This is a genomic window from Enterobacter sp. ECC-175 (assembly GCF_043968675.1).
GTDB lineage: Bacteria > Pseudomonadota > Gammaproteobacteria > Enterobacterales > Enterobacteriaceae > Enterobacter.
Genome location: NZ_CP143776.1, coordinates 1,277,765 through 1,299,293 on the forward strand (window position 1 = coordinate 1,277,765; position 21,529 = coordinate 1,299,293).

Below are 21,529 nucleotides of genomic sequence, written 5' to 3' on the forward strand. Positions count from 1 at the left end.
AGGGTAGCCTCATGCGTTATTTTCCCTCTTGACCTTGCGGCGCGAACGAATTTACAGGAGCTTCAATGCCGAACATTACCTGGTGCGACCTGCCAATGGATGTCTCTTTATGGCCAGGATTGCCGCTCTCGTTAAGTGGCGATGAGGTGATGCCTCTCGACTACCACGCCGGTCGTAGCGGCTGGCTGCTGTATGGCCGCGGGCTGGATAAGCAGCGCCTGACGCAATATCAAAGCACGCTGGGCGCGGCGATGGTGATCGTTGCGGCCTGGTGCGTGGAAGACTATCAGGTTATTCGCCTGGCCGGCTCCCTGACGCCGCGCGCCACGCGCCTGGCGCACGACGCCGGTCTGGACGTTGCGCCGCTGGGCAAAATTCCGCATCTGAAAACCCCGGGCCTGCTGGTGATGGACATGGACTCCACCGCGATCCAGATTGAATGCATCGATGAGATTGCGAAGCTGGCGGGCAGCGGCGAGCTGGTGGCGGAAGTGACCGAACGCGCGATGCGCGGCGAGCTGGATTTTACCGCCAGCCTGCGCCAGCGCGTGGCAACCCTAAAAGGGGCGGACGCTAACATTCTGCGTCAGGTGCGCGACGAGCTGCCGCTCATGCCGGGGCTGACGCAGCTGGTGCTGAAGCTCGAAACGCTCGGCTGGAAGGTGGCGATTGCCTCGGGCGGCTTCACCTTCTTCGCGGAATACCTGCGCGATAAGCTGCGCTTGACCACCGTGGTGGCGAACGAGCTGGAAATCATGGACGGCAAGCTGACCGGTCAGGTAATTGGCGACATCGTGGATGCACAATACAAAGCCAACACCCTGACGCGCCTGGCGGAAAAATATGACATCCCCGTCGCGCAGACGGTAGCTGTCGGCGACGGCGCGAACGATCTGCCGATGATCAAGGCAGCGGGTCTTGGCATCGCCTATCACGCCAAGCCAAAAGTGAATGAAAAGACGGAAGTCACCATCCGTCACGCTGACCTGATGGGGGTGTTCTGCATTCTCTCCGGCAGCATTAATCAGAAATAACGAGGTAACCCGTGGCGAAAGCTCCAAAACGCGCATTTGTCTGTAATGAATGTGGTGCGGATTATCCGCGCTGGCAGGGGCAGTGCAGCGCCTGTCATGCCTGGAACACCATCACCGAGGTGCGCGGAGTGGCGGCTTCGCCGAGCGTGGCCCGCAACGAGCGCCTGAGCGGCTATGCGGGCAATGCGGGCGTGTCGAAGGTACAGAAGCTTTCAGACATCAGCCTTGAAGCGCTGCCGCGCTTCTCTACCGGATTTAAAGAGTTTGACCGCGTGCTCGGCGGCGGCGTGGTGCCGGGCAGCGCGATTCTGATCGGCGGTAATCCGGGCGCGGGTAAATCGACCCTGCTGCTGCAAACGCTGTGCAAGCTCGCCGAGCAGATGAAGACCCTTTACGTCACCGGGGAAGAGTCATTGCAGCAGGTGGCAATGCGCGCGCACCGTCTGGGCCTGCCGACCGGCAACCTGAACATGCTTTCGGAAACCAGCATCGAGCAGATCTGCATGATTGCGGAAGAAGAGCAGCCGAAGCTGATGGTGATCGACTCCATACAGGTCATGCACATGGCGGACATTCAGTCCTCGCCGGGCAGCGTGGCGCAGGTGCGTGAAACCGCCGCCTACCTGACGCGCTTTGCTAAAACGCGCGGCGTGGCGATTGTGATGGTCGGCCACGTGACTAAAGACGGCTCGCTGGCCGGGCCGAAGGTGCTCGAACACTGCATCGACTGCTCCGTCATGCTTGACGGCGACGCGGACTCTCGCTTCCGCACTCTGCGCAGCCACAAGAACCGCTTCGGCGCGGTAAACGAGCTGGGCGTATTTGCCATGACCGAGCAGGGCCTGCGCGAGGTGAGCAACCCGTCCGCGATCTTCCTGAGCCGCGGGGATGAAATTACCTCCGGCAGCTCGGTGATGGTGCTGTGGGAAGGGACGCGCCCGCTGCTGGTCGAGATTCAGGCGCTGGTGGACGTGTCGATGATGGGCAACCCGCGGCGCGTGGCGGTTGGCCTGGAGCAGAACCGCCTGGCGATCCTGCTTGCCGTATTGCACCGTCACGGTGGCCTGCAGATGGCGGATCAGGACGTGTTCGTCAACGTGGTCGGTGGCGTCAAAGTCACCGAAACCAGCGCGGACCTGGCGCTGCTGCTGGCGATGGTCTCCAGCCTGCGCGACAGGCCGCTGCCGCAGGATCTGGTGGTCTTCGGCGAAGTGGGCCTGGCCGGTGAGATCCGTCCGGTGCCGAGCGGGCAGGAGCGCATCTCCGAGGCGGCGAAGCACGGCTTCCGCCGGGCGATCGTTCCGGCCGCCAACGTGCCGAAGAAAATCCCGGAAGGGATGCAGGTTTTCGGCGTTAAAAAACTCGCAGATGCGTTAAATGTCTTTGACGACTTATAATTACGTAAATTTGATTTTGCAGGAGGCACCGTAATTTATGTCAACATTTGACTATCTCAAGACCGCCATTCGCCAAAAAGGCTGCACCCTGCAGCAGGTGGCGGATGCCAGCGGCATGACCAAGGGCTACCTGAGCCAGCTCCTGAACGCCAAAATCAAAAGCCCCAGTGCGCAAAAGCTGGAAGCGCTGCACCGTTTTCTGGGGCTTGAGTTTCCGCGCATCCAAAAGAACATCGGCGTGGTGTTCGGCAAATTCTATCCGCTGCATACCGGGCATATTTATCTGATCCAGCGCGCCTGTAGCCAGGTCGACGAGCTGCACATCATTATGGGCTTCGACGAAACCCGCGACCGCCAGCTGTTCGAAGACAGCGCCATGTCGCAGCAGCCCACGGTGTCAGACCGCCTTCGCTGGCTGCTCCAGACGTTTAAATACCAGAAAAACATTCGTATTCATGCCTTTAACGAAGAGGGCATGGAGCCGTATCCGCACGGCTGGGACGTGTGGAGCAACGGCGTAAAAGCGTTTATGGAAGAGAAGGGGATAGCCCCTAACTGGATTTACACCTCCGAAGAGTCCGACGCGCCGCAGTTCCGCGAGCATCTGGGCATTGAAACCGTGCTGATCGATCCTAAGCGCACCTTTATGAACATCAGCGGGGCGCAGATCCGCGAAAACCCGTTCCGCTACTGGGATTACATTCCCACCGAGGTGAAGCCGTTCTTCGTGCGCACGGTTGCCATACTGGGCGGCGAGTCGAGCGGAAAATCGACGCTGGTCAACAAGCTTGCCAACATCTTTAACACCACCAGCGCGTGGGAGTACGGACGCGACTACGTTTTCTCGCATCTTGGCGGCGACGAGATGGCGCTGCAGTATTCCGATTATGACAAGATCGCGCTCGGACACGCCCAGTACATTGATTTTGCCGTGAAATACGCCAACAAAGTGGCGTTTATCGATACTGATTTCGTGACCACCCAGGCGTTCTGTAAAAAGTACGAAGGGCGCGAGCACCCTTTTGTGCAGGCGCTGATCGACGAATACCGCTTCGACCTGGTGATCCTGCTGGAAAACAACACCCCGTGGGTTGCCGACGGCATGCGCAGCCTCGGCAGCTCGGTGGACAGAAAAGAGTTCCAGTCCATGCTGGTAGAGATGCTCAACGAAAACAACGTGCAGTTTGTGCACGTTGAGGAGTCAGACTACGACAGCCGATTCCTGCGCTGCGTCGAGCTGGTGAAGGAGATGATGGGGGAGCAGGGGTAATTCCCTCGCCCCTCACCCTAACCCTCTCCCCGAAGGGGAGAGGGGATTGCACAGAGCCGTCTTTTCCCCCTCGCCCCTACGGGGAGAGGGCCGGGGTGAGGGGGGAAGACCTCAAAACGCAACCACCACTTTCCCCCGCATATGCCCCTCCAGCACCTTACGGTGCGCTTCACGGATGCTTTCCACGCTCAGCCCGTGCAGCGTTTCGCTAAGTGAGCTTTCCACCACACCGTTATCCACCAGCTTCGCCACCTCATTGAGGATCTCGCCCTGACGCGCCATATCCGCCGTCTGGTACATGCTGCGGGTATACATAAATTCCCAGTGCAGGGCGGCAGATTTGGATTTCAGCTTGTCCTGATCCAGCGGATGTTCATTCTCAACGATGGAGCAAATATGCCCCTGCGGCGCTATCAGCTCGCTGACCGCGTTCCAGTGGCCGTCCGTGTCGTTGAGAATGAAAATGTAGTCAACGAACGTGATGCCCTGTTTTGCCAGTTCGCCCTTCAAATCGCGATAGTTCACGACCCGATCCGCACCGCGATCGCGACACCACTGGGCGGAATCTTCTCTTGACGCCGTCGCGATGATTTTCACCTTGCTGTTGTGCTTCGCAAACGGGATCGCCAGCGAGCCCACGCCGCCCGCGCCGCCAATAATCAACAGCGTTTTATCCGCGCCAGCGTCCTGAATGTTCAGCCGTTCGAACAACCCTTCCCAGGCGGTGAGGGCGGTTAACGGCAGCGCGGCAGCGGCGGCCCAGCCGAGGCTTGCAGGCTTGTGCCCGACGATGCGCGCGTCAATCAGCTGGTGGGTGGCGTTGCTGCCCGGACGCGTGATGTCACCGGCGTACCACACCTCGTCTCCCGGCTTGAATCCGGTGACGCTCGCGCCAGCCGCTTTGACGATCCCGCTCGCATCCCAGCCGAGAATGCGCGGCGCTTTCAGCCCGCTTTTAGCAATGCTGGCATGCACTTTAGTATCGACCGGATTAATAGAGACGGCTTTTACCTCAACGAGCAGATCGTGCTCGCCAGGCTGCGGCATGGGTTGTGAAATCTCAATAAAATGAGAAGGATTCTCAGGGTTAACGGCAATGGCTTTCATTGACATGGCATGCTCCTCAGTGGAATGCGTTTTGTTGAGGCTAGTCTATAAAGCGAGCGATGGCGTGATAAGATGGACAATCAAGAACGAAGCGTTCGTACAGGGTGAACAATCATGTTTAAACAGCTGCAGGATATGGCGCTGTTTGCGCTGGTGGCGGAGATGGGGAGCTTTACCGCCGCGGCGCAGAGGGCGGAACTGCCGAAATCGAGCGTCAGCCAGCGTATCAGCCAGCTTGAGCAGCAGATCGGGATACGCTTGCTCAACCGCACGACGCGCAGGTTAAACCTGACGTTTGCGGGCGAGCACTACCTGGTGCACTGTCGAGAAATGCTGGCGGCCAGCGAGCGGGCGGAGTACGCCATCCAGCGCCTGCGCGAGAACCCCAGCGGACGGCTTCGCATCACCTGCCCGGCGGGGCTCGGCGCGACCCTGCTGGCGCACCTCAACGCGGAGTTTCAGCTCCGCTACCCGGACGTGTCGCTGGACGTCTCCATCTCTGACGACGTGGTCGACCTGGTGGAGTCCGGCTTTGACGTGGCGCTGCGCACCGGCAAGCCGCAGGACTCCTCGCTGATCGGCCGGATGATTGGCCACTGTCCGCGCTATATGCTGGCCTCGCCGGACTACCTGGCGCGCCGGGATCCGGTGCTCCATCCGCGTCAGCTGGTGGAGCACCGCTGTATTACCCATAAGGCCTGGTCCGAGTGGCTGCTGCGAAGCGAGGGCGAGGATTACCGCTATCTGCCGGATAACGCCCATATGACCGATAACCTGGTCTACGCCCGTGAATGTGCGATTGCGGGGGCAGGGATCACGCTGCTGCCGGCATTTCTGCTGGAAGACAGGATCGAAAAGGGCGCGCTGGTACAGGTGCTGCCGGACTGGGGCGTGGAGGGAAACGAGCTGTGGTTGGCCTATCCGAGCCGCAAGCTAAACTCGCCCGCGCTGATGAGCTATATCGACTTTGCGATGCGGTTTGATGAGGTGAAGCGGTATTACGTGGGAGGGTGATTATGTGCGGCCTGATGCCCTCACCCTGGCCCTCTCCCACGGGGAGAGGGAACAAACACTAAAAACGGCACCATGCGTTACCGTTTTGCTTTTACCTTGCCTCACCCTGGCACTCTCCCACGGGGAGTGGGAACAAAACTAAAAACGGCAACCGAGGTTGCCGTTTTGCTTTTATTTCGCGATACGCTTGTACTTAATACGCTTCGGCTCCAGCGCGTCGGCGCCCAGCGTGCGTTTCTTGTACTCTTCGTATTCGGTGAAGTTACCTTCGAAGAACTCCACTTTCCCTTCGTCCTGGTAGTCCAGAATGTGGGTGGCGATACGATCCAGGAACCAGCGGTCGTGCGAGATAACCATCGCACAGCCCGGGAACTCCAGCAGGGCGTTTTCCAGCGCGCGCAGGGTTTCGATGTCCAGGTCGTTGGTCGGTTCATCGAGCAGCAGCACGTTACCGCCCACCTGCAGCAGCTTCGCCAGGTGCAGACGACCGCGCTCACCGCCGGACAGCTCGCCAACGCGTTTGCCCTGGTCGGTGCCCTTGAAGTTAAAGCGGCCAACGTAGGCGCGGCTTGGCATCTCGGTGTTGCCGATGCGCATAATATCCAGACCGCCGGAGACTTCTTCCCACACGGTTTTGCTGTTATCCATCGCGTCGCGGAACTGGTCAACGGAGGCCAGCTTCACGGTCTCACCCAGGGTGATTGAACCACTGTCAGGCTGTTCCTGGCCGGACATCATGCGGAACAGCGTCGATTTACCCGCGCCGTTCGGGCCGATGATGCCGACGATTGCGCCTTTCGGTACCGAGAAGGTCAGATCGTCGATCAGCAGGCGGTCGCCGTAGGACTTACGCAGATTGGTCACTTCAACCACTTTATCCCCCAGGCGTGCTCCAGGCGGAATAAACAGTTCGTTAGTTTCGTTACGTTTCTGGTATTCGGTGCTGTTCAGCTCTTCGAAGCGTGCCAGACGGGCTTTGCCCTTAGACTGACGGCCTTTCGCGCCCTGACGAACCCACTCCAGCTCTTTCTCGATAGACTTGCGACGCGCCGCTTCCTGAGAAGCTTCCTGCGCCAGACGCTGATCTTTCTGCTCCAGCCAGGAAGAGTAGTTGCCTTCCCACGGAATACCTTCGCCGCGGTCCAGCTCCAGGATCCAGCCCGCCACGTTGTCGAGGAAGTAACGGTCGTGGGTGATCGCCACCACGGTGCCTTCGAAGTCGTGCAGGAAGCGCTCCAGCCACGCCACGGATTCCGCATCCAGGTGGTTAGTCGGTTCGTCGAGCAGCAGCATGTCTGGTTTTTCCAGCAGCAGGCGGCACAGCGCCACGCGGCGGCGCTCGCCCCCGGAGAGGTTTGCGATTTTTGCATCCCAGTCCGGCAGACGCAGGGCATCAGCCGCGCGCTCCAGCTGCACGTTCAGGTTGTGACCGTCATGCGCCTGAATGATCTCTTCAAATTTGCCCTGCTGCGCGGCCAGCTTGTCGAAGTCCGCATCCGGCTCGGCGTATTTGGCATACACTTCATCCAGGCCTTTCAGCGCGTTAACCACTTCGGAAACCGCTTCTTCAACGGATTCGCGAACGGTATGTTCCGGGTTAAGCTGCGGCTCCTGCGGCAGGTAGCCAATTTTGATGCCGGGCTGCGGGCGGGCTTCACCTTCGATGTCAGTATCGATGCCCGCCATGATGCGCAGCAGGGTGGACTTACCGGCACCGTTGAGACCCAGAACACCGATTTTTGCGCCCGGGAAGAAGCTCAGCGAGATATTTTTAAGAATATGACGTTTCGGCGGAACGACTTTGCCGACACGATGCATGGTATAAACGAATTGAGCCACGTTGGACTTCGCCTCTTTTATCGTGATGTGAATAGGTTTCAGCCCCGAAGTGTAGCCTTTTTCCTGCCCTAATCCCAGCCAGGAAAGCCGGGAGTGTTAAAACGCGCAGGAAAGGTAAAAAAGTGTCCGTAACGTGGCGCGTTACCGGATGCCTGGTTAGCATAAGTTGATATGACTTTGACGCGGCAAGACGCTGCAATTGATGAAAAAACAATGAGGAAGAGCTTGTGGAAAAAGCCAAACAGGTGGTCTGGCGTCTGCTGGCGGCCAGCGTATGCGTGATGGCGGTAAGCCAGGCGGTGCATGCCGATTCACTGGATGAGCAGCGCAGCCGCTACGCCCAAATCAAGCAGGCGTGGGACAGCAAGCAGATGGATACCGTACAGGCGCTGATGCCGACGCTAAAAGATTATCCGCTGTATCCATACCTTGAGTATCGCCAGATTACTGACGATCTGATGAATCAACCGACGGTGACCGTAAGCAGCTTCATTCAGGCAAACCCGACGCTGCCGCCTGCGCGTACCCTACAATCCCGCTTCGTGAACGAGCTGGCGCGCCGTGAAGACTGGCGCGGGCTGTTGGCCTTTAGCCCGGAAAAGCCGGGCACGACCGAGGCGCAGTGTAACTATTACTATGCCAAATGGGCCACCGGCCAGCAGGAAGAGGCCTGGGCGGGAGCGAAGGATCTGTGGCTAACCGGCAAAAGCCAGCCAAACGCCTGTGATTCTCTCTTCGGCGCGTGGCGCGCCTCCGGCAAGCAGGACCCGCTGGCCTACCTTGAGCGTATCCGACTGGCGATGAAGGCCGGCAACACGCGTCTGGTAACCGCGCTGGCCGGGCAGATGCCGCCGGACTATCAAACCATTTCCACCGCCGTCATCGGTTTGGCAAACGATCCGAACTCGGTGCTGACCTTTGCGCGCACCACGGGCGCGACCGACTTTACCCGCCAGATGGCGGCCGTCGCGTTTGCCAGCGTGGCGCGGGACGATGTGGAAAACGCGCGGCTGATGATCCCGCAGCTGGTGCAGGCGCAGCAGCTTAATGACGATCAAACCCAGGAGCTGCGCGACATCGTGGCGTGGCGGCTGATGGGCACCGACGTGACCGACGAGCAGGCCCGCTGGCGCGACGATGCGATTATGCGCTCTAATTCCACCTCGCTCGTTGAGCGCCGCGTGCGCATGGCGCTGGGAACGGGCGATCGCCACGGGCTGAATACCTGGCTGGCGCGCCTGCCGATGGATGCCAAAGAGAAAGACGAGTGGCGCTACTGGCAGGCGGACCTGCTGCTGGAGCGCGGCCGCGAGGACGAAGCGAAAGCGATCCTGCACGCGCTGATGCAGCAGCGCGGGTTCTACCCGATGGTGGCGGCGCAGCGGCTGGGCGAGGAATACACGCTTAAGATCGACAAGGCGCCCGCCAATGCCAGCCCGGCGCTGACGCAGGGGCCAGAGATGGCGCGCGTGCGCGAGCTGATGTACTGGAACCTCGACAACACCGCGCGCAGCGAGTGGGCTAACCTGGTGACCAGCCGCACGACGGATGAAAAAGCCCAGCTGGCGCGCTACGCGTTTGATAACCGCTGGTGGGATCTGAGCGTGCAGGCGACGATCGCCGGCAAGCTGTGGGATCACCTTGAGGAGCGATTCCCGCTGGCGTACAAGGATCTGTTCGATCGCTACACCAGCGGTAAAGATATTCCGCAAAGTTACGCGATGGCGATTGCCCGTCAGGAGAGCGCCTGGAACCCGAAAGTGCGTTCTCCTGTAGGGGCCAGCGGCCTGATGCAAATTATGCCGGGTACCGCGACGCACACGGTGAAGATGTTTAACATTCCGGGCTACAGCAGCCCGTCGCAGCTGCTGGATCCGGACACCAACATCAACATCGGCACCAGCTACCTGCAGTACGTTTACCAGCAGTTCGGCAATAACCGCATCTTCTCCTCGGCGGCGTACAACGCCGGTCCGGGCCGCGTGCGGACATGGCTCGGCAACAGCGCCGGGCGCATCGACGCGGTGGCGTTTGTCGAGAGCATTCCGTTCTCCGAAACGCGCGGCTACGTGAAGAACGTGCTGGCCTACGACGCCTACTACCGCTACTTCATGGGGCAAAAAGATACCCTGATGAGCGACGCCGAGTGGCAGAGACGTTACTGATCGGCGTGGGTTGTGTTATGCTGTACTCGCTAATGAGTACAAGAGGCAGCATAACATGACCCAGCATTCCCCGTATTCCTCGGCGATGGCCGAACAACGCAATCAGGAGTGGCTTCGTTTTGTGGAGTTGCTCCGTCAGTCGTACGACAAGGATCTGCACCTGCCGCTGATGCAGCTGATGCTGACGCCCGACGAGCGCGAAGCGCTGGGCACGCGCGTGCGGATTATTGAAGAGTTACTGCGCGGCGAGATGAGCCAGCGCGAGCTGAAAAACGAGCTGGGCGCGGGCATTGCGACGATTACGCGCGGCTCAAACAGCCTGAAGTCCGCGCCGGTTGAGCTGCGCCAGTGGCTTGAAGCGGTACTGCTGAAAAACGCCGGATGACGGCTTCACCTTATCCGGCCTACACATTTAACGATAAATCGCGTTATGGAACGGGCTTAATGCCAGGATCACCGCCTGATGGTAAACGCTGGATCGCGTTAGCTTTCCTGCGGTAAAGACGCCAATCGCCCCTTCCTTACGTCCTATTTCATCAATGCCTGTGTATTGCGACATAACCGGCCCAAGGGCTTCGCCCTCGCGCACTTTTTTCAGGATAACCTCCGGCAGCGGCAGGGTGGCCGAGCGCGCTTCGCCGCGCTGCTCGCGGCTCTCTATCACCACCCAGCTAAAGGTTGCGCCTTCATCAATGCCTGCCTCAATGGCGACCCAGAAGTCTGCGTCAGGCGCTGCGGCTTTGGCATTCGCCACGCGATTTCGTGCGCCAGCCCGCGTTTCCTCACTTCCAAACGGCTGTTCGGGAACGCCGCTCTCGACGCCAACCGCGTCAATGTGGCACGATCCTTCGCCGAAGATCTCTTCAAATGCCCTTAGAATTGCCTGAATTTTGGCAGGATTAGTGGTAGCAGAGACAACATGGTGCATAATTAAGCTCGACTCAAAAAAAACTCATCGCAGTATAACGGAAAAAAAGCATGTTACAGGTATACCTTGTTCGCCACGGTGAAACGCAGTGGAACGCCGAGCGACGTATTCAAGGCCAGTCAGACAGTCCTCTTACCGAAAAGGGTGTGCAGCAGGCGAGGCAGGTGGCAGAACGCGCCAGAACGCTGGGCATTACCCACGTCATTTCAAGCGATCTTGGTCGTACACAGCAGACGGCACGCATTATTGCCGAGGCCTGCGGCTGCGATATTACCCTTGAGCCGCGCCTGCGCGAGCTGGACATGGGCGTGCTGGAAAAGCGCCATATCGACTCCCTCACCGAGGAAGAAGAGGGCTGGCGGCGCACGCTGGTCAACGGAACGGAAGATGGCCGCATCCCTGAGGGAGAATCCATGCAGGAGCTGAGCGGTCGCGTAAACGCCGCGCTGGCCGAGTGCCTGAACCTTCCGGCGGGAAGCCGTCCGCTGCTGGTCAGCCACGGTATTGCGCTGGGCTGCCTGGTGAGCACGATTCTGGGATTACCGGCCTACGCTGAACGCCGCCTGCGCCTGCGCAACTGCTCGATTTCCCGTATTGATTATCAGGAAAGCGCGTGGCTGGCGTCGGGGTGGGTCGTGGAGATGGCAGGGGACATTTCGCATCTTGATGCCCCTGCGCTGGACGAGCTGCAGCGTTAGCGGCGTATCGGGATTAAAAATTCCATACGCAGATTGATAGGCCCTTCTTCCGGCTTAGCGTCGCTGGCCGGAAAGTAGCGCTCAATGTCCTGACCTTTACGGCGATTCAGATTCAGCATCGGCATGCAGGTCCCGTAAACGGTCAGGATAAATTCCTGAACGCCCGTTCCCAGCCCCTCATACGCGAACATCACATACTCTCCACCTTCGAGAACGACCGGCTTCGAGCCCTGAATGTAGCCGTTGGCCAGCTCCGGCGTTAAGGCGGTGGTGTAAAACACCTCCTGCTCATCGTCTTTTTCCAGGCTCGGATGCGTTTCGTTGAGGCCATACAGAATCGGCGGGATCGCAGGGGCATGGCTGAGGAAATCACGCCAGAACTGAACGCGCATCTGGTGGCGGAACTCGGAAATCTGCTCGAGAGAGCAGGAGTAGCTCTGGGTCGTACCGATCAGATGCGTTTCCGGCAGGGTGATAAATTCGTACTTCGGCATCGCGAATTCGCCAAGGCGCAGAGGTGGACGCATGCCAAAGGAACTCCAGTCCGGCGAGCGGCGATAGAGCGCAGGCGTCAACGAAAACTGTTTTTTAAACGCGCGGGTAAAGGTCTGCTGCGAGTCGAAGCGGTACTGAAGTGCAATATCCAGAATCGGCCGCGCGGTGAGGCGAAGCGCCACGGCAGATTTTGACAGACGGCGAGCGCGAATGTAGGCACCGATAGCATGACCGGTAACATCCTTAAACATCCTTTGCAGATGCCACTTGGAATAGCCTGCTTTTGCCGCCACATTATCCAGTGACAAAGGCTGGTCAAGATGACCTTCCAGCCAGGTAAGCAGGTCGCGAATAATTCCAGCCTGATCCATATACTATCCTCATCCTTAAAACAGCAGGTGCCTGATAACAGGTTAGCGGATAATAGCATTTTTTGATGTTTTAGCATTCAGTGTTTTTTTTGCGCATAAATGCTTTTTGGCGCACATTATGGGCGAATATTTTCTAATCCTGTGATCTTGCTACATTTTTGTCTGACGTGTTGAATAATTGCTCAATGTAATTTTAAAGAATGGTAACAATATGAAATACAAGACTTTGATCTTCACCGCGCTGCTTCTGATGGTTGGCCGCGCAGCGCAAGCGGAACAGGTAGGTTCCGTTGATACGGTATTCAAAATGTTTGGCCCGGACCACAAAATCGTCGTGGAGGCATTTGACGATCCGGATGTGAAAAACGTCACCTGCTACATCAGCCGCGCGAAAACGGGCGGGATTAAGGGCGGCCTGGGGCTGGCAGAAGACACCTCCGACGCGGCTATCTCCTGCCAGCAGGTCGGGCCGGTCGAACTGAGCGAGAAGATCAAAAACGGCAAAGCGCAGGGGGACGTTGTGTTCCAGAAGCGTACGTCGCTGGTGTTCAAAAAGCTGCAGGTCGTTCGTTTCTATGACGCCAAACGCAACACGCTCGCGTATCTGGCCTACTCCGACAAAGTGGTGGACGGTTCACCGAAAAACGCGCTGAGTGCGGTGCCGATAATGCCGTGGCGGGAATAAAAAAAACGGCGCTTTCGCGCCGTTTTTTACTGCGTTCGCTGCGGGATTACTCCTGCAGATCGCCGCAGAAACGATAGCCTTCGCCGTGGATCGTGGCGATGATTTCCGGCGTATCCGGCGTCGATTCGAAATGCTTACGAATACGGCGGATGGTGACGTCAACGGTACGGTCATGCGGCTTCAGCTCGCGACCGGTCATTTTCTTCAGCAGCTCTGCGCGGGACTGAATTTTGCCCGGGTTTTCGCAGAAGTGCAGCATCGCGCGAAACTCGCTGCGCGGCAGTTTATACTGCTCGCCGTTCGGGCTAATCAGCGAACGGCTATTGATATCAAGTTCCCAGCCGTTGAATTTGTAGCTGTCTACGCTACGACGCTCTTCGCTCACCGTGCCCAGGTTCATGGTACGGGACAGCAGGTTGCGTGCACGAATGGTTAACTCGCGTGGGTTAAACGGTTTGGTGATGTAATCGTCCGCACCGATCTCCAGGCCAAGAATTTTATCAACCTCGTTATCACGTCCCGTCAGGAACATGAGTGCGACGTTCGCCTGTTCACGCAGCTCGCGCGCCAGAAGAAGGCCGTTTTTACCCGGCAGGTTGATATCCATAATGACCAGATTGATATCATTTTCAGAAAGGATCTGATGCATCTCTGCGCCATCGGTCGCTTCAAAGACATCGTAGCCTTCTGCTTCGAAAATGCTCTTTAACGTGTTGCGTGTTACCAACTCGTCTTCAACGATAAGAATGTGCGGGGTCTGCATGTTTGCTACCTAAATTGCCAACTAAATCGAAACAGGAAGTACAAAAGTCCCTGACCTGCCTGATGCATGTCGCAAATTAACATGATCGGCCTAACATGACTAAAGTACGTAATTGCGTTCTTGATGCACTTTCCATCAACGTCAACAACATCATTAGCTTGGTCTTGGGTACTTTCCCTTTGGACCCGACAGTGTCAAAAACGGCTGTCATCCTAACCATTTTAACAGCAACATAACAGGCTAAGTGACACCGGACACCCAATAAAACTACGCTTCGTTGACATATATCAAGTTCAATTGTAGCACGTTAACAGTTTGATGAAATCATCGTAGCTGAATGCTAGCCTTTGTTACAATTTTTCAATAATCCAACTAGTTGCGGACATTAATAGATAAACGATACGAATCCAAAAGTGAACAGGTATTCATCAGCGTATTATCATTATAAAACATAAGGATAAAGGCTGTTTATTAACATTCTAACTGATTGTTAAGTCACAAAATAGTTTAGCGCTTTTAATTTGTTGTGAAACGCTATTTCGGTGATTTGTGTTGCAAATTTGTAAATTCGTGCTGCGTAATATGTTGAGGCGCATCACAGTTTTGCCCGTTAACTGTTTAAAAAGAGACCATAAATGCATCTGTCGATTGTGCTGGTGGCGCCAGCAAGAGCGGAAAATATCGGCGCAGCGGCGCGCGCCATGAAGACCATGGGTTTTACTGATTTACGTATTGTCGATAGCCGCGCGCATCTTGAGCCTGCCGCCCGCTGGGTGGCGCATGGTTCAGGAGATATTCTCGATAATATAACCACTTACGACACGCTGGCGGAGGCGCTGCACGACGTTTCATTTACCGTGGCGACCACGGCGCGCAGCCGGGCGAAGTTCCATTATTACGCGACGCCGGAAGAGCTGGTGCCGATGCTGCGCGAGAAAAACGCGTGGCTGACCAAGGCCGCGCTGGTCTTTGGCCGGGAGGATTCCGGCCTGACGAATGAAGAGCTGGAGCTGGCGGACGTGCTCACGGGCGTGCCGATGGTGGCCGATTATCCGTCGCTGAATTTAGGCCAGGCGGTCATGGTCTATTGCTATCAATTAGCATCCTTAATGCAAATTCCTCGGCCGCCTGTTACAGGAACAGATGAAAACCAGCTGGCTGCGCTGCGCGCGCGCGCGAACAATTTGCTATCGCAGCTTGGCGTGGCGGACGATCAAAAAATGGTCGACTGGCTCCAGCAGCGTCTTGGCCGCCTTGAGCAGCGCGACACGGCAATGTTGCACCGTTTGCTTCATGATATTGAAAAAAAATTGGCCGAGTAAAATCCTGTCATCGTTTTTTATTATGGTTCAACAGTCTGTTAATAAGGGTTGTATCCGGCAGGATCGGATGAAAATAAATCTGTTCACAGCGCGACCTCAGAGCGTCCCGAAATGTGATCAAATTAAAAATTCATTGACTTGAGGTGCTCAATCCTTTAACCCTAAAAGAATACAGCACAGACAGATAATAATGACAGAGTACACAACATCCATGAAACGCATCAGCATCACCACCATTACCACAACCACCATCATTACCACAGGTAGCGATGCGGGCTGACGCGTACAGGAAAAACAGAAAAAAGCCCGCACCCAGACAGTGCGGGCTTTTTTTTCGGCTAAAGGAAATGAGGTAGAACCATGCGAGTGTTGAAGTTCGGCGGTACGTCAGTGGCAAATGCAGAGCGTTTTCTGCGTGTTGCCGATATCCTGGAAAGCAACGCCAGGCAGGGGCAGGTGGCAACCGTGCTCTCTGCCCCGGCAAAAATTACCAACCACCTGGTGGCGATGATTGAAAAAACCATCGGTGGCCAGGATGCGCTTCCGAACATCAGCGACGCCGAGCGTATTTTCGCCGAGTTTCTCCAGGGGCTGGCCGACGCGCAGCCGGGGTTCCCGCTGGCGAAGCTGAAGGCCGTCGTTGAGCAAGAGTTTGCGCAGATTAAGCACGTTCTCCACGGCATCAGCCTGCTCGGGCAATGCCCGGACGGCGTTAACGCCGCGTTGATTTGCCGCGGTGAAAAACTCTCTATCGCGATCATGGCGGGCGTGCTGGAAGCGCGTGGCCACAGCGTAACGGTCATAGATCCGGTTGAAAAACTGCTGGCCGTGGGCCACTACCTTGAATCCACCGTTGATATTGCCGAATCAACCCGCCGCATTGCCGCAAGCAAAATCCCGTCCGACCACATGATCCTGATGGCAGGTTTCACCGCCGGAAACGAGAAGGGCGAGCTGGTGGTGCTGGGCCGTAACGGTTCCGACTACTCCGCCGCCGTGCTGGCCGCGTGCCTGCGCGCCGACTGCTGTGAGATCTGGACTGACGTTGACGGCGTTTATACCTGCGACCCGCGCCAGGTGCCGGACGCCAGGCTGCTGAAGTCGATGTCGTACCAGGAGGCGATGGAGCTTTCCTACTTCGGCGCCAAGGTGCTTCACCCGCGTACCATCTCCCCGATTGCCCAGTTCCAAATTCCCTGCCTGATTAAAAACACCGGCAACCCGCAGGCGCCGGGCACGCTGATCGGCGCCAGCAGCGACGAAGACGGCCTGCCGGTGAAAGGCATTTCCAACCTCAACAACATGGCGATGTTCAGCGTCTCCGGCCCCGGCATGAAGGGGATGGTCGGTATGGCGGCGCGCGTCTTTGCCGCGATGTCCCGCAACGGGATCTCCGTGGTGCTGATCACCCAGTCCTCTTCCGAATACAGCATTAGCTTCTGCGTGCCGCAGGGCGACTGCCTGCGCGCCCGCCGCGCGCTGGAGGAGGAGTTTTATCTGGAGCTGAAAGAGGAACTGCTGGAGCCGCTTTCCATTCAGGAGCGCCTGGCAGTGATCTCCGTCGTGGGCGATGGCATGCGCACCCTGCGCGGTATCTCCGCCAAATTCTTTGCCGCGCTGGCCCGCGCCAACATCAACATCGTGGCAATTGCCCAGGGCTCGTCCGAGCGCTCTATCTCCGTGGTGGTGGATAACGACGATGCGGTGACCGGCGTACGCGTGGTTCACCAGATGCTGTTCAATACCGATCAGGTCATTGAGCTGTTCCTGATCGGCGTCGGGGGCGTCGGCGGGGCGCTGCTGGAGCAGGTGAAGCGCCAGCAGGCGTGGCTGAAGAAAAAGCATATCGATCTGCGCGTGTGCGGTATTGCGAACTCAAAAGCGCTGCTGACCAACGTTCACGGCCTGAACCTGGAAAACTGGCAGGCCGAGATGAGCGAGGCGAAAGAGCCGTTTAACCTTGGCCGCCTGATCCGCCTGGTGAAAGAGTATCACCTGCTTAACCCGGTGATCGTCGACTGTACCTCGAACCAGGCGGTGGCCGATCAGTATGCCGACTTCCTGCGCGAAGGCTTCCACGTGGTGACGCCGAACAAAAAGGCCAACACCTCGTCGATGGATTACTATCACCAGCTGCGCCTGGCGGCGAGCAAGTCGCGCCGCAAGTTCCTGTACGACACCAACGTCGGCGCTGGCCTGCCGGTTATCGAGAACCTGCAAAACCTGCTGAACGCGGGTGACGAACTGCAGCGTTTCTCCGGCATCCTCTCCGGCTCATTGTCCTTCATCTTCGGCAAGCTGGATGAGGGGATGAGCCTCTCGGAGGCGACCCGCGCCGCGCGTGAATTGGGCTATACCGAGCCGGACCCGCGCGACGATCTTTCCGGAATGGACGTGGCGCGCAAGCTGCTGATCCTGGTGCGCGAAACCGGTCGCGAGCTGGAGCTGTCCGATATCGTGATTGAGCCGGTGCTTCCCGCAGACTTTGACGACGGCGGCGACGTGAACGCGTTTATGGCGAATTTACCGCAGCTGGACGACGTCTTTGCCGCCCGCGTGGCAAAAGCCCGTGATGAAGGCAAGGTATTGCGCTATGTTGGCAACATCGAAGAAGACGGCGTGTGCCGGGTGAAGATTGCCGAAGTGGACGGAAACGATCCGCTCTACAAGGTGAAAAACGGCGAGAACGCGCTGGCGTTTTACAGCCACTATTATCAGCCGCTGCCGCTGGTGCTTCGCGGCTATGGCGCAGGAAACGACGTGACGGCGGCGGGCGTGTTTGCCGACCTGCTGCGCACCCTGTCATGGAAGTTAGGAGTTTAATATGGTTAAGGTTTATGCCCCGGCTTCCAGCGCCAATATGAGCGTCGGGTTTGACGTGCTGGGCGCGGCGGTGACGCCGGTGGATGGCTCCCTTTTGGGCGATACGGTAACGGTTGAAGCGGCAGAGAGCTTCAGCCTGAACAACGTGGGCCGCTTCGCCAGCAAGCTGCCGACGGAGCCGCGTGAAAATATCGTCTATCAGTGCTGGGAGCGTTTCTGTCAGGAGATTGGCAAAAACGTTCCGGTCGCGATGACGCTGGAAAAAAGCATGCCGATTGGATCGGGGCTTGGCTCAAGCGCGTGCTCCGTGGTTGCCGCGCTGGTGGCGATGAACGAACACTGCGGTAAGCCGCTCAACAACAGCCGCATGCTGGGCCTGATGGGCGAGCTGGAAGGGCGTATTTCCGGCAGCGTTCACTACGATAACGTGGCGCCGTGCTTCCTCGGCGGCATGCAGCTGATGATCGAAGAAAATGGCATCATCAGCCAGCAGGTGCCAGGGTTTGATGAGTGGCTGTGGGTGCTGGCCTATCCGGGCATAAAAGTGTCTACTGCGGAAGCGCGCGCGATCCTGCCCGCGCAGTATCGCCGACAGGACTGCATCGCCCACGGACGTCATCTGGCGGGCTTTATCCACGCCTGCTATACCCGCCAGCCGCAGCTGGCCGCAAAGCTGATGAAAGACGTGATTGCCGAACCGTACCGCATGAAGCTGCTGCCGGGCTTTAACGAGGCGCGACAGGCGTCCATGGATATTGGCGCGCAGGCGTGCGGCATATCGGGCTCCGGCCCGACGCTGTTCGCCCTGTGCGATAAGCCGGACACCGCGCAGCGCGTGGCGGACTGGCTCTCTAAACACTACCTGCAAAATCAGGAAGGCTTTGTTCATATTTGCCGTCTGGACACGGCTGGCGCACGAGTACTGGGATAAATAATGAAACTCTACAACCTTAAAGATCATAACGAGCAGGTCAGCTTCGCGCAGGCGGTGACTCAGGGGCTGGGCAAAAACCAGGGGCTGTTCTTTCCGCACGACCTGCCGGAATTTCAGCTGACCGAGATCGACGAACTGCTCAAGCAGGACTTTGTCACCCGCAGCACCAAAATTCTCTCTGCGTTTATCGGCGACGAAATTCCGCAGGAGCTGCTGGAAGAGCGCGTGCGCGCGGCGTTTGCCTTCCCGGCGCCGGTGAAGCAGGTTGAGCCGGACGTCGGCTGCCTGGAGCTGTTCCACGGCCCGACGCTGGCGTTTAAAGACTTCGGCGGCCGCTTTATGGCGCAGATGCTGACCCACATCAGCGGCGATAAGCCGGTCACCATTCTGACCGCGACTTCCGGCGATACCGGCGCGGCGGTGGCGCACGCGTTCTACGGCCTGAAAAACGTGCGCGTGGTGATCCTCTACCCGAAAGGCAAAATCAGCCCGCTGCAGGAAAAGCTGTTCTGCACCCTGGGCGGCAACATTGAGACCGTGGCCATCGACGGTGATTTCGACGCCTGTCAGGCGCTGGTCAAGCAGGCCTTCGATGACGAAGAGCTGAAGGCTGCGCTCGGCCTGAACTCGGCGAATTCCATCAACATCAGCCGCCTGCTGGCGCAGATTTGCTATTACTTCGAAGCGGTGGCGCAGCTGCCGCAGGACGCGCGCAATCAGCTGGTGGTCTCCGTGCCGAGCGGAAACTTCGGTGACCTGACGGCGGGCCTGCTGGCGAAATCGCTGGGGCTGCCGGTGAAGCGCTTTATCGCCGCGACTAACGCCAACGACACCGTGCCGCGCTTCCTGAAGGACGGAAAATGGGCGCCTAACGCCACGCAGGCGACGCTTTCAAATGCGATGGACGTGAGCCAGCCGAACAACTGGCCGCGCGTGGAGGAGCTGTTCCGCCGTAAGGTCTGGCGTCTTGGCGACCTGGGTTACGCTGCCGTGACGGACGAGACCACCAAAGCGACGATGCGCGAGCTGAAAGCGGTGGGGTATACCTCCGAGCCGCACGCGGCCATTGCCTACCGCGCGCTGCGCGACCAGCTGCAGCCGGGCGAATATGGCCTGTTCCTCGGCACCGCGCATCCGGCGAAGTTTAAGGAGAGCGTGGAAGAGATTCTGGGCGAGACGCTGCCGCTGCCGAAGGAGCTGGCGGATCGCGCCGACCTGCCGCTGCTGTCCCACGAGCTGCCGGCGGATTTTGCCGCGCTGCGTAAGCTGATGATGACGCGCGGGTGATGTTTTGTCGGGGGCGCTGCGCTTACCCGACCACCACGACCCCATTCGTAGGCCGGGCATGGCGTAGCCGCCACCCGGCTTTTTTATGGAGAAATTAAGGAGAAAAAATGCAGAGAAAAAGCAGGAATTCTCAATAAATGCGGTCACTTAGAGAATAGGATTGCAGAGAATAACATCCCCCGTCTCCCTCACGTATTCTCCTTACATCGGCCCACGCTGGGCAAGAATAATAAGGAGTCACCTATGTCGAAACTGAAACCTGCACTCATCGCGCTTTCACTGATGCTGGTCGCTCCTATGGCGGTACAGGCATCTGAGATCACCCTCGTGCCTTCGGTAAAACTGCAGATTGGCGATCGGGATAATAACGGCCACTACTGGGACGGCGGCCGCTGGCGCGACCACGACTGGTGGAAAGCGCACTATGACTGGCGAGATAACCACTGGCGCCCGCACGACGAGCACCGCGATCGCGACGACCACCACGATAACGGCCATCACGATCGTCACGATGACCGCGGCCACGGCCCGGACTGGAAACACCATTAACGCAAAACCCCGCCAGCCGGCGGGGTTTGTTTTTACTGCTCGTGGCGCTTAAACACCAGTTCGCCTTTTCCTGACGATCCCTCGTCAAAGAAATAACCTTCGCTGTTAAATTCGATCAGCTGTTCCGGCTTCGTCAGGCGGTTCTGAATGATGTAGCGGCTCATCAGCCCGCGCGCTTTTTTCGCGTAGAAGCTGATCACTTTGAACTTGCCGTTTTTTTCGTCGAGGAAGACCGGCTTGATAATTTCGGCATCCAGCTTTTTCGGCTTCACCGACCTGTAGTACTCATCGGAGGCCAGGTTAATCACCACGTTATCGCCCTGCGCGCGCAGCGCCGCGTTGAGCTTATCGGTGATGATGTCGCCCCAGAAGTGGTAAAGATCTTTGCCTTTGGCGTTCTCCAGGCGAATGCCCATTTCCAGACGATACGGCTGCATCAGATCCAGCGGGCGTAACACCCCGTACAGGCCGGAAAGCATGCGCAGGTGCTGCTGGGCAAAGTCGAAGTCGGCTTCGCTAAAATCCTCCGCCTGCAGGCCGGTGTAAACATCGCCCTTAAACGCCAGAATGGCCTGACGCGCGTTGGACGGCGTGAAGTCCGGATGCCAGTCGTGAAAGCGGGTGGCGTTCAGGTCTGCCAGCTTGTCGCTGATGCTCATCAGCGAAGCGATTTGCGGAGCGGACAGCTTTCGCGCTTCGTGGATCAGCTGTTGCGAATAGTCCAGCAGTTCAGGCTGGGTAAAGCACTCGGTGGCGAGCGGGCTCTGGTAGTCGAGCGTTTTTGCAGGTGAAATCAGAATCAGCATATCCAGTCCTTGCAGGAAATTTAGAGCGACTTTAGCAAAAAA

Annotated in this window: 21 protein-coding genes and 1 other annotated feature; of the genes, 15 read left to right on the plus strand and 6 right to left on the minus strand. The window is 57.9% G+C overall.

From position 1 onward, the window contains the following. The first annotated feature begins 65 nt into the window (after positions 1 to 65). Genes serB through nadR form a run of 3 tightly spaced genes read left to right on the plus strand, consistent with a single transcriptional unit; the run spans position 66 to position 3,701 of the window. Complete coding sequence (serB, locus tag V1599_RS06045; protein ID WP_395301201.1) at positions 66 to 1,034, plus strand: phosphoserine phosphatase; 969 nt, start codon at positions 66 to 68, stop codon at positions 1,032 to 1,034. An 11-nt stretch (positions 1,035 to 1,045) separates the two neighbouring features. Next, the gene (gene radA / locus V1599_RS06050; RefSeq protein WP_297120981.1) at positions 1,046 to 2,431 is read left to right on the plus strand and encodes a DNA repair protein RadA; all 1,386 of its coding nucleotides are present in this window, start codon (positions 1,046 to 1,048) and stop codon (positions 2,429 to 2,431) included. A 37-nt stretch (positions 2,432 to 2,468) separates the two neighbouring features. Further along, positions 2,469 to 3,701 carry a multifunctional transcriptional regulator/nicotinamide-nucleotide adenylyltransferase/ribosylnicotinamide kinase NadR gene (nadR, locus tag V1599_RS06055; RefSeq protein ID WP_112011041.1) on the plus strand — a complete coding sequence of 411 codons (1,233 nt, stop codon included), beginning with the start codon at positions 2,469 to 2,471 and terminating at the stop codon, positions 3,699 to 3,701. A 111-nt stretch (positions 3,702 to 3,812) separates the two neighbouring features. Here the strand turns inward: nadR and V1599_RS06060 are convergent, their stop codons facing one another. Further along, positions 3,813 to 4,814 carry a zinc-binding alcohol dehydrogenase family protein gene (locus tag V1599_RS06060; protein WP_395301202.1) on the minus strand — a complete coding sequence of 334 codons (1,002 nt, stop codon included), beginning with the start codon at positions 4,812 to 4,814 and terminating at the stop codon, positions 3,813 to 3,815. A 108-nt stretch (positions 4,815 to 4,922) separates the two neighbouring features. On the opposite strand from V1599_RS06060, the gene V1599_RS06065 reads away from it, so the two are divergent. Further along, positions 4,923 to 5,822, plus strand: coding sequence for a LysR family transcriptional regulator (locus tag V1599_RS06065; protein WP_395301203.1), 900 nt, complete (start codon positions 4,923 to 4,925; stop codon positions 5,820 to 5,822). A gap of 171 nt (positions 5,823 to 5,993) precedes the next feature. On the opposite strand, the gene ettA is transcribed toward V1599_RS06065, so the two are convergent. Continuing rightward, positions 5,994 to 7,661: an energy-dependent translational throttle protein EttA gene (ettA, locus tag V1599_RS06070; protein WP_112011044.1), complete on the minus strand. Its 1,668-nt coding sequence runs from the start codon at positions 7,659 to 7,661 to the stop codon at positions 5,994 to 5,996. 227 nt (positions 7,662 to 7,888) lie between these two features. Between ettA and sltY the strand changes: the two genes are divergently transcribed. Next, positions 7,889 to 9,826: a murein transglycosylase gene (gene sltY, locus V1599_RS06075; protein WP_297120974.1), complete on the plus strand. Its 1,938-nt coding sequence runs from the start codon at positions 7,889 to 7,891 to the stop codon at positions 9,824 to 9,826. A 55-nt stretch (positions 9,827 to 9,881) separates the two neighbouring features. Beyond that, a complete protein-coding gene (trpR, locus tag V1599_RS06080; protein ID WP_112011046.1) occupies positions 9,882 to 10,211 on the plus strand; it encodes a trp operon repressor in 330 nt (109 codons plus the stop codon). A 27-nt stretch (positions 10,212 to 10,238) separates the two neighbouring features. On the opposite strand, the gene yjjX is transcribed toward trpR, so the two are convergent. Beyond that, positions 10,239 to 10,754, minus strand: coding sequence for an inosine/xanthosine triphosphatase (yjjX, locus tag V1599_RS06085; protein WP_112011155.1), 516 nt, complete (start codon positions 10,752 to 10,754; stop codon positions 10,239 to 10,241). 50 nt (positions 10,755 to 10,804) lie between these two features. Between yjjX and gpmB the strand changes: the two genes are divergently transcribed. Continuing rightward, positions 10,805 to 11,452 carry a 2,3-diphosphoglycerate-dependent phosphoglycerate mutase GpmB gene (gpmB, locus tag V1599_RS06090; RefSeq protein ID WP_112011047.1) on the plus strand — a complete coding sequence of 216 codons (648 nt, stop codon included), beginning with the start codon at positions 10,805 to 10,807 and terminating at the stop codon, positions 11,450 to 11,452. Here the strand turns inward: gpmB and robA are convergent. Further along, entirely contained in the window at positions 11,449 to 12,318 is an 870-nt protein-coding gene (robA, locus tag V1599_RS06095; RefSeq protein ID WP_395301204.1) for an MDR efflux pump AcrAB transcriptional activator RobA, read from the minus strand. The genes gpmB and robA overlap by 4 nt on opposite strands. Positions 12,319 to 12,529: 211 nt before the next feature. On the opposite strand from robA, the gene creA reads away from it, so the two are divergent. Then, on the plus strand, positions 12,530 to 13,003 hold the full coding sequence (creA, locus tag V1599_RS06100; protein ID WP_112011049.1) for a protein CreA: 474 nt from the start codon (positions 12,530 to 12,532) through the stop codon (positions 13,001 to 13,003). 46 nt (positions 13,004 to 13,049) lie between these two features. Here the strand turns inward: creA and arcA are convergent, their stop codons facing one another. Beyond that, positions 13,050 to 13,766, minus strand: a complete 717-nt coding sequence (gene arcA / locus V1599_RS06105; RefSeq protein ID WP_003856501.1) for a two-component system response regulator ArcA — start codon at positions 13,764 to 13,766, stop codon at positions 13,050 to 13,052. Between the two features lie 95 nt (positions 13,767 to 13,861). Between arcA and yjjY the strand changes: the two genes are divergently transcribed. From yjjY to V1599_RS06140, 7 genes are all read left to right on the plus strand, one after another. After that, positions 13,862 to 14,002: a protein YjjY gene (yjjY, locus tag V1599_RS06110; protein ID WP_085928893.1), complete on the plus strand. Its 141-nt coding sequence runs from the start codon at positions 13,862 to 13,864 to the stop codon at positions 14,000 to 14,002. 399 nt (positions 14,003 to 14,401) lie between these two features. Beyond that, on the plus strand, positions 14,402 to 15,088 hold the full coding sequence (locus V1599_RS06115; RefSeq protein WP_112011050.1) for a tRNA/rRNA methyltransferase: 687 nt from the start codon (positions 14,402 to 14,404) through the stop codon (positions 15,086 to 15,088). Positions 15,089 to 15,278: 190 nt separating this feature from the next. Next, the gene (gene thrL / locus V1599_RS06120; protein ID WP_112011051.1) at positions 15,279 to 15,368 is read left to right on the plus strand and encodes a thr operon leader peptide; all 90 of its coding nucleotides are present in this window, start codon (positions 15,279 to 15,281) and stop codon (positions 15,366 to 15,368) included. Then, positions 15,307 to 15,424 (plus strand) — a sequence feature (Thr leader region). It overlaps the preceding gene by 62 nt. A gap of 24 nt (positions 15,425 to 15,448) precedes the next feature. Further along, positions 15,449 to 17,911 (plus strand): bifunctional aspartate kinase/homoserine dehydrogenase I, encoded by a 2,463-nt coding sequence (gene thrA / locus V1599_RS06125; RefSeq protein WP_395301205.1) that lies wholly within the window; start codon positions 15,449 to 15,451, stop codon positions 17,909 to 17,911. Position 17,912: 1 nt separating this feature from the next. Then, on the plus strand, positions 17,913 to 18,842 hold the full coding sequence (gene thrB, locus V1599_RS06130; protein ID WP_112011053.1) for a homoserine kinase: 930 nt from the start codon (positions 17,913 to 17,915) through the stop codon (positions 18,840 to 18,842). 3 nt (positions 18,843 to 18,845) lie between these two features. Continuing rightward, positions 18,846 to 20,132: a threonine synthase gene (thrC, locus tag V1599_RS06135; protein WP_112011054.1), complete on the plus strand. Its 1,287-nt coding sequence runs from the start codon at positions 18,846 to 18,848 to the stop codon at positions 20,130 to 20,132. Positions 20,133 to 20,375: 243 nt separating this feature from the next. Further along, on the plus strand, positions 20,376 to 20,681 hold the full coding sequence (locus V1599_RS06140) for a DUF2502 domain-containing protein (protein WP_112011055.1): 306 nt from the start codon (positions 20,376 to 20,378) through the stop codon (positions 20,679 to 20,681). 32 nt (positions 20,682 to 20,713) lie between these two features. Here V1599_RS06140 and yaaA read toward each other — a convergent pair whose 3' ends face one another. Next, positions 20,714 to 21,487 carry a peroxide stress protein YaaA gene (yaaA, locus tag V1599_RS06145; RefSeq protein WP_395301206.1) on the minus strand — a complete coding sequence of 258 codons (774 nt, stop codon included), beginning with the start codon at positions 21,485 to 21,487 and terminating at the stop codon, positions 20,714 to 20,716. Positions 21,488 to 21,529 lie beyond the last annotated feature (42 nt).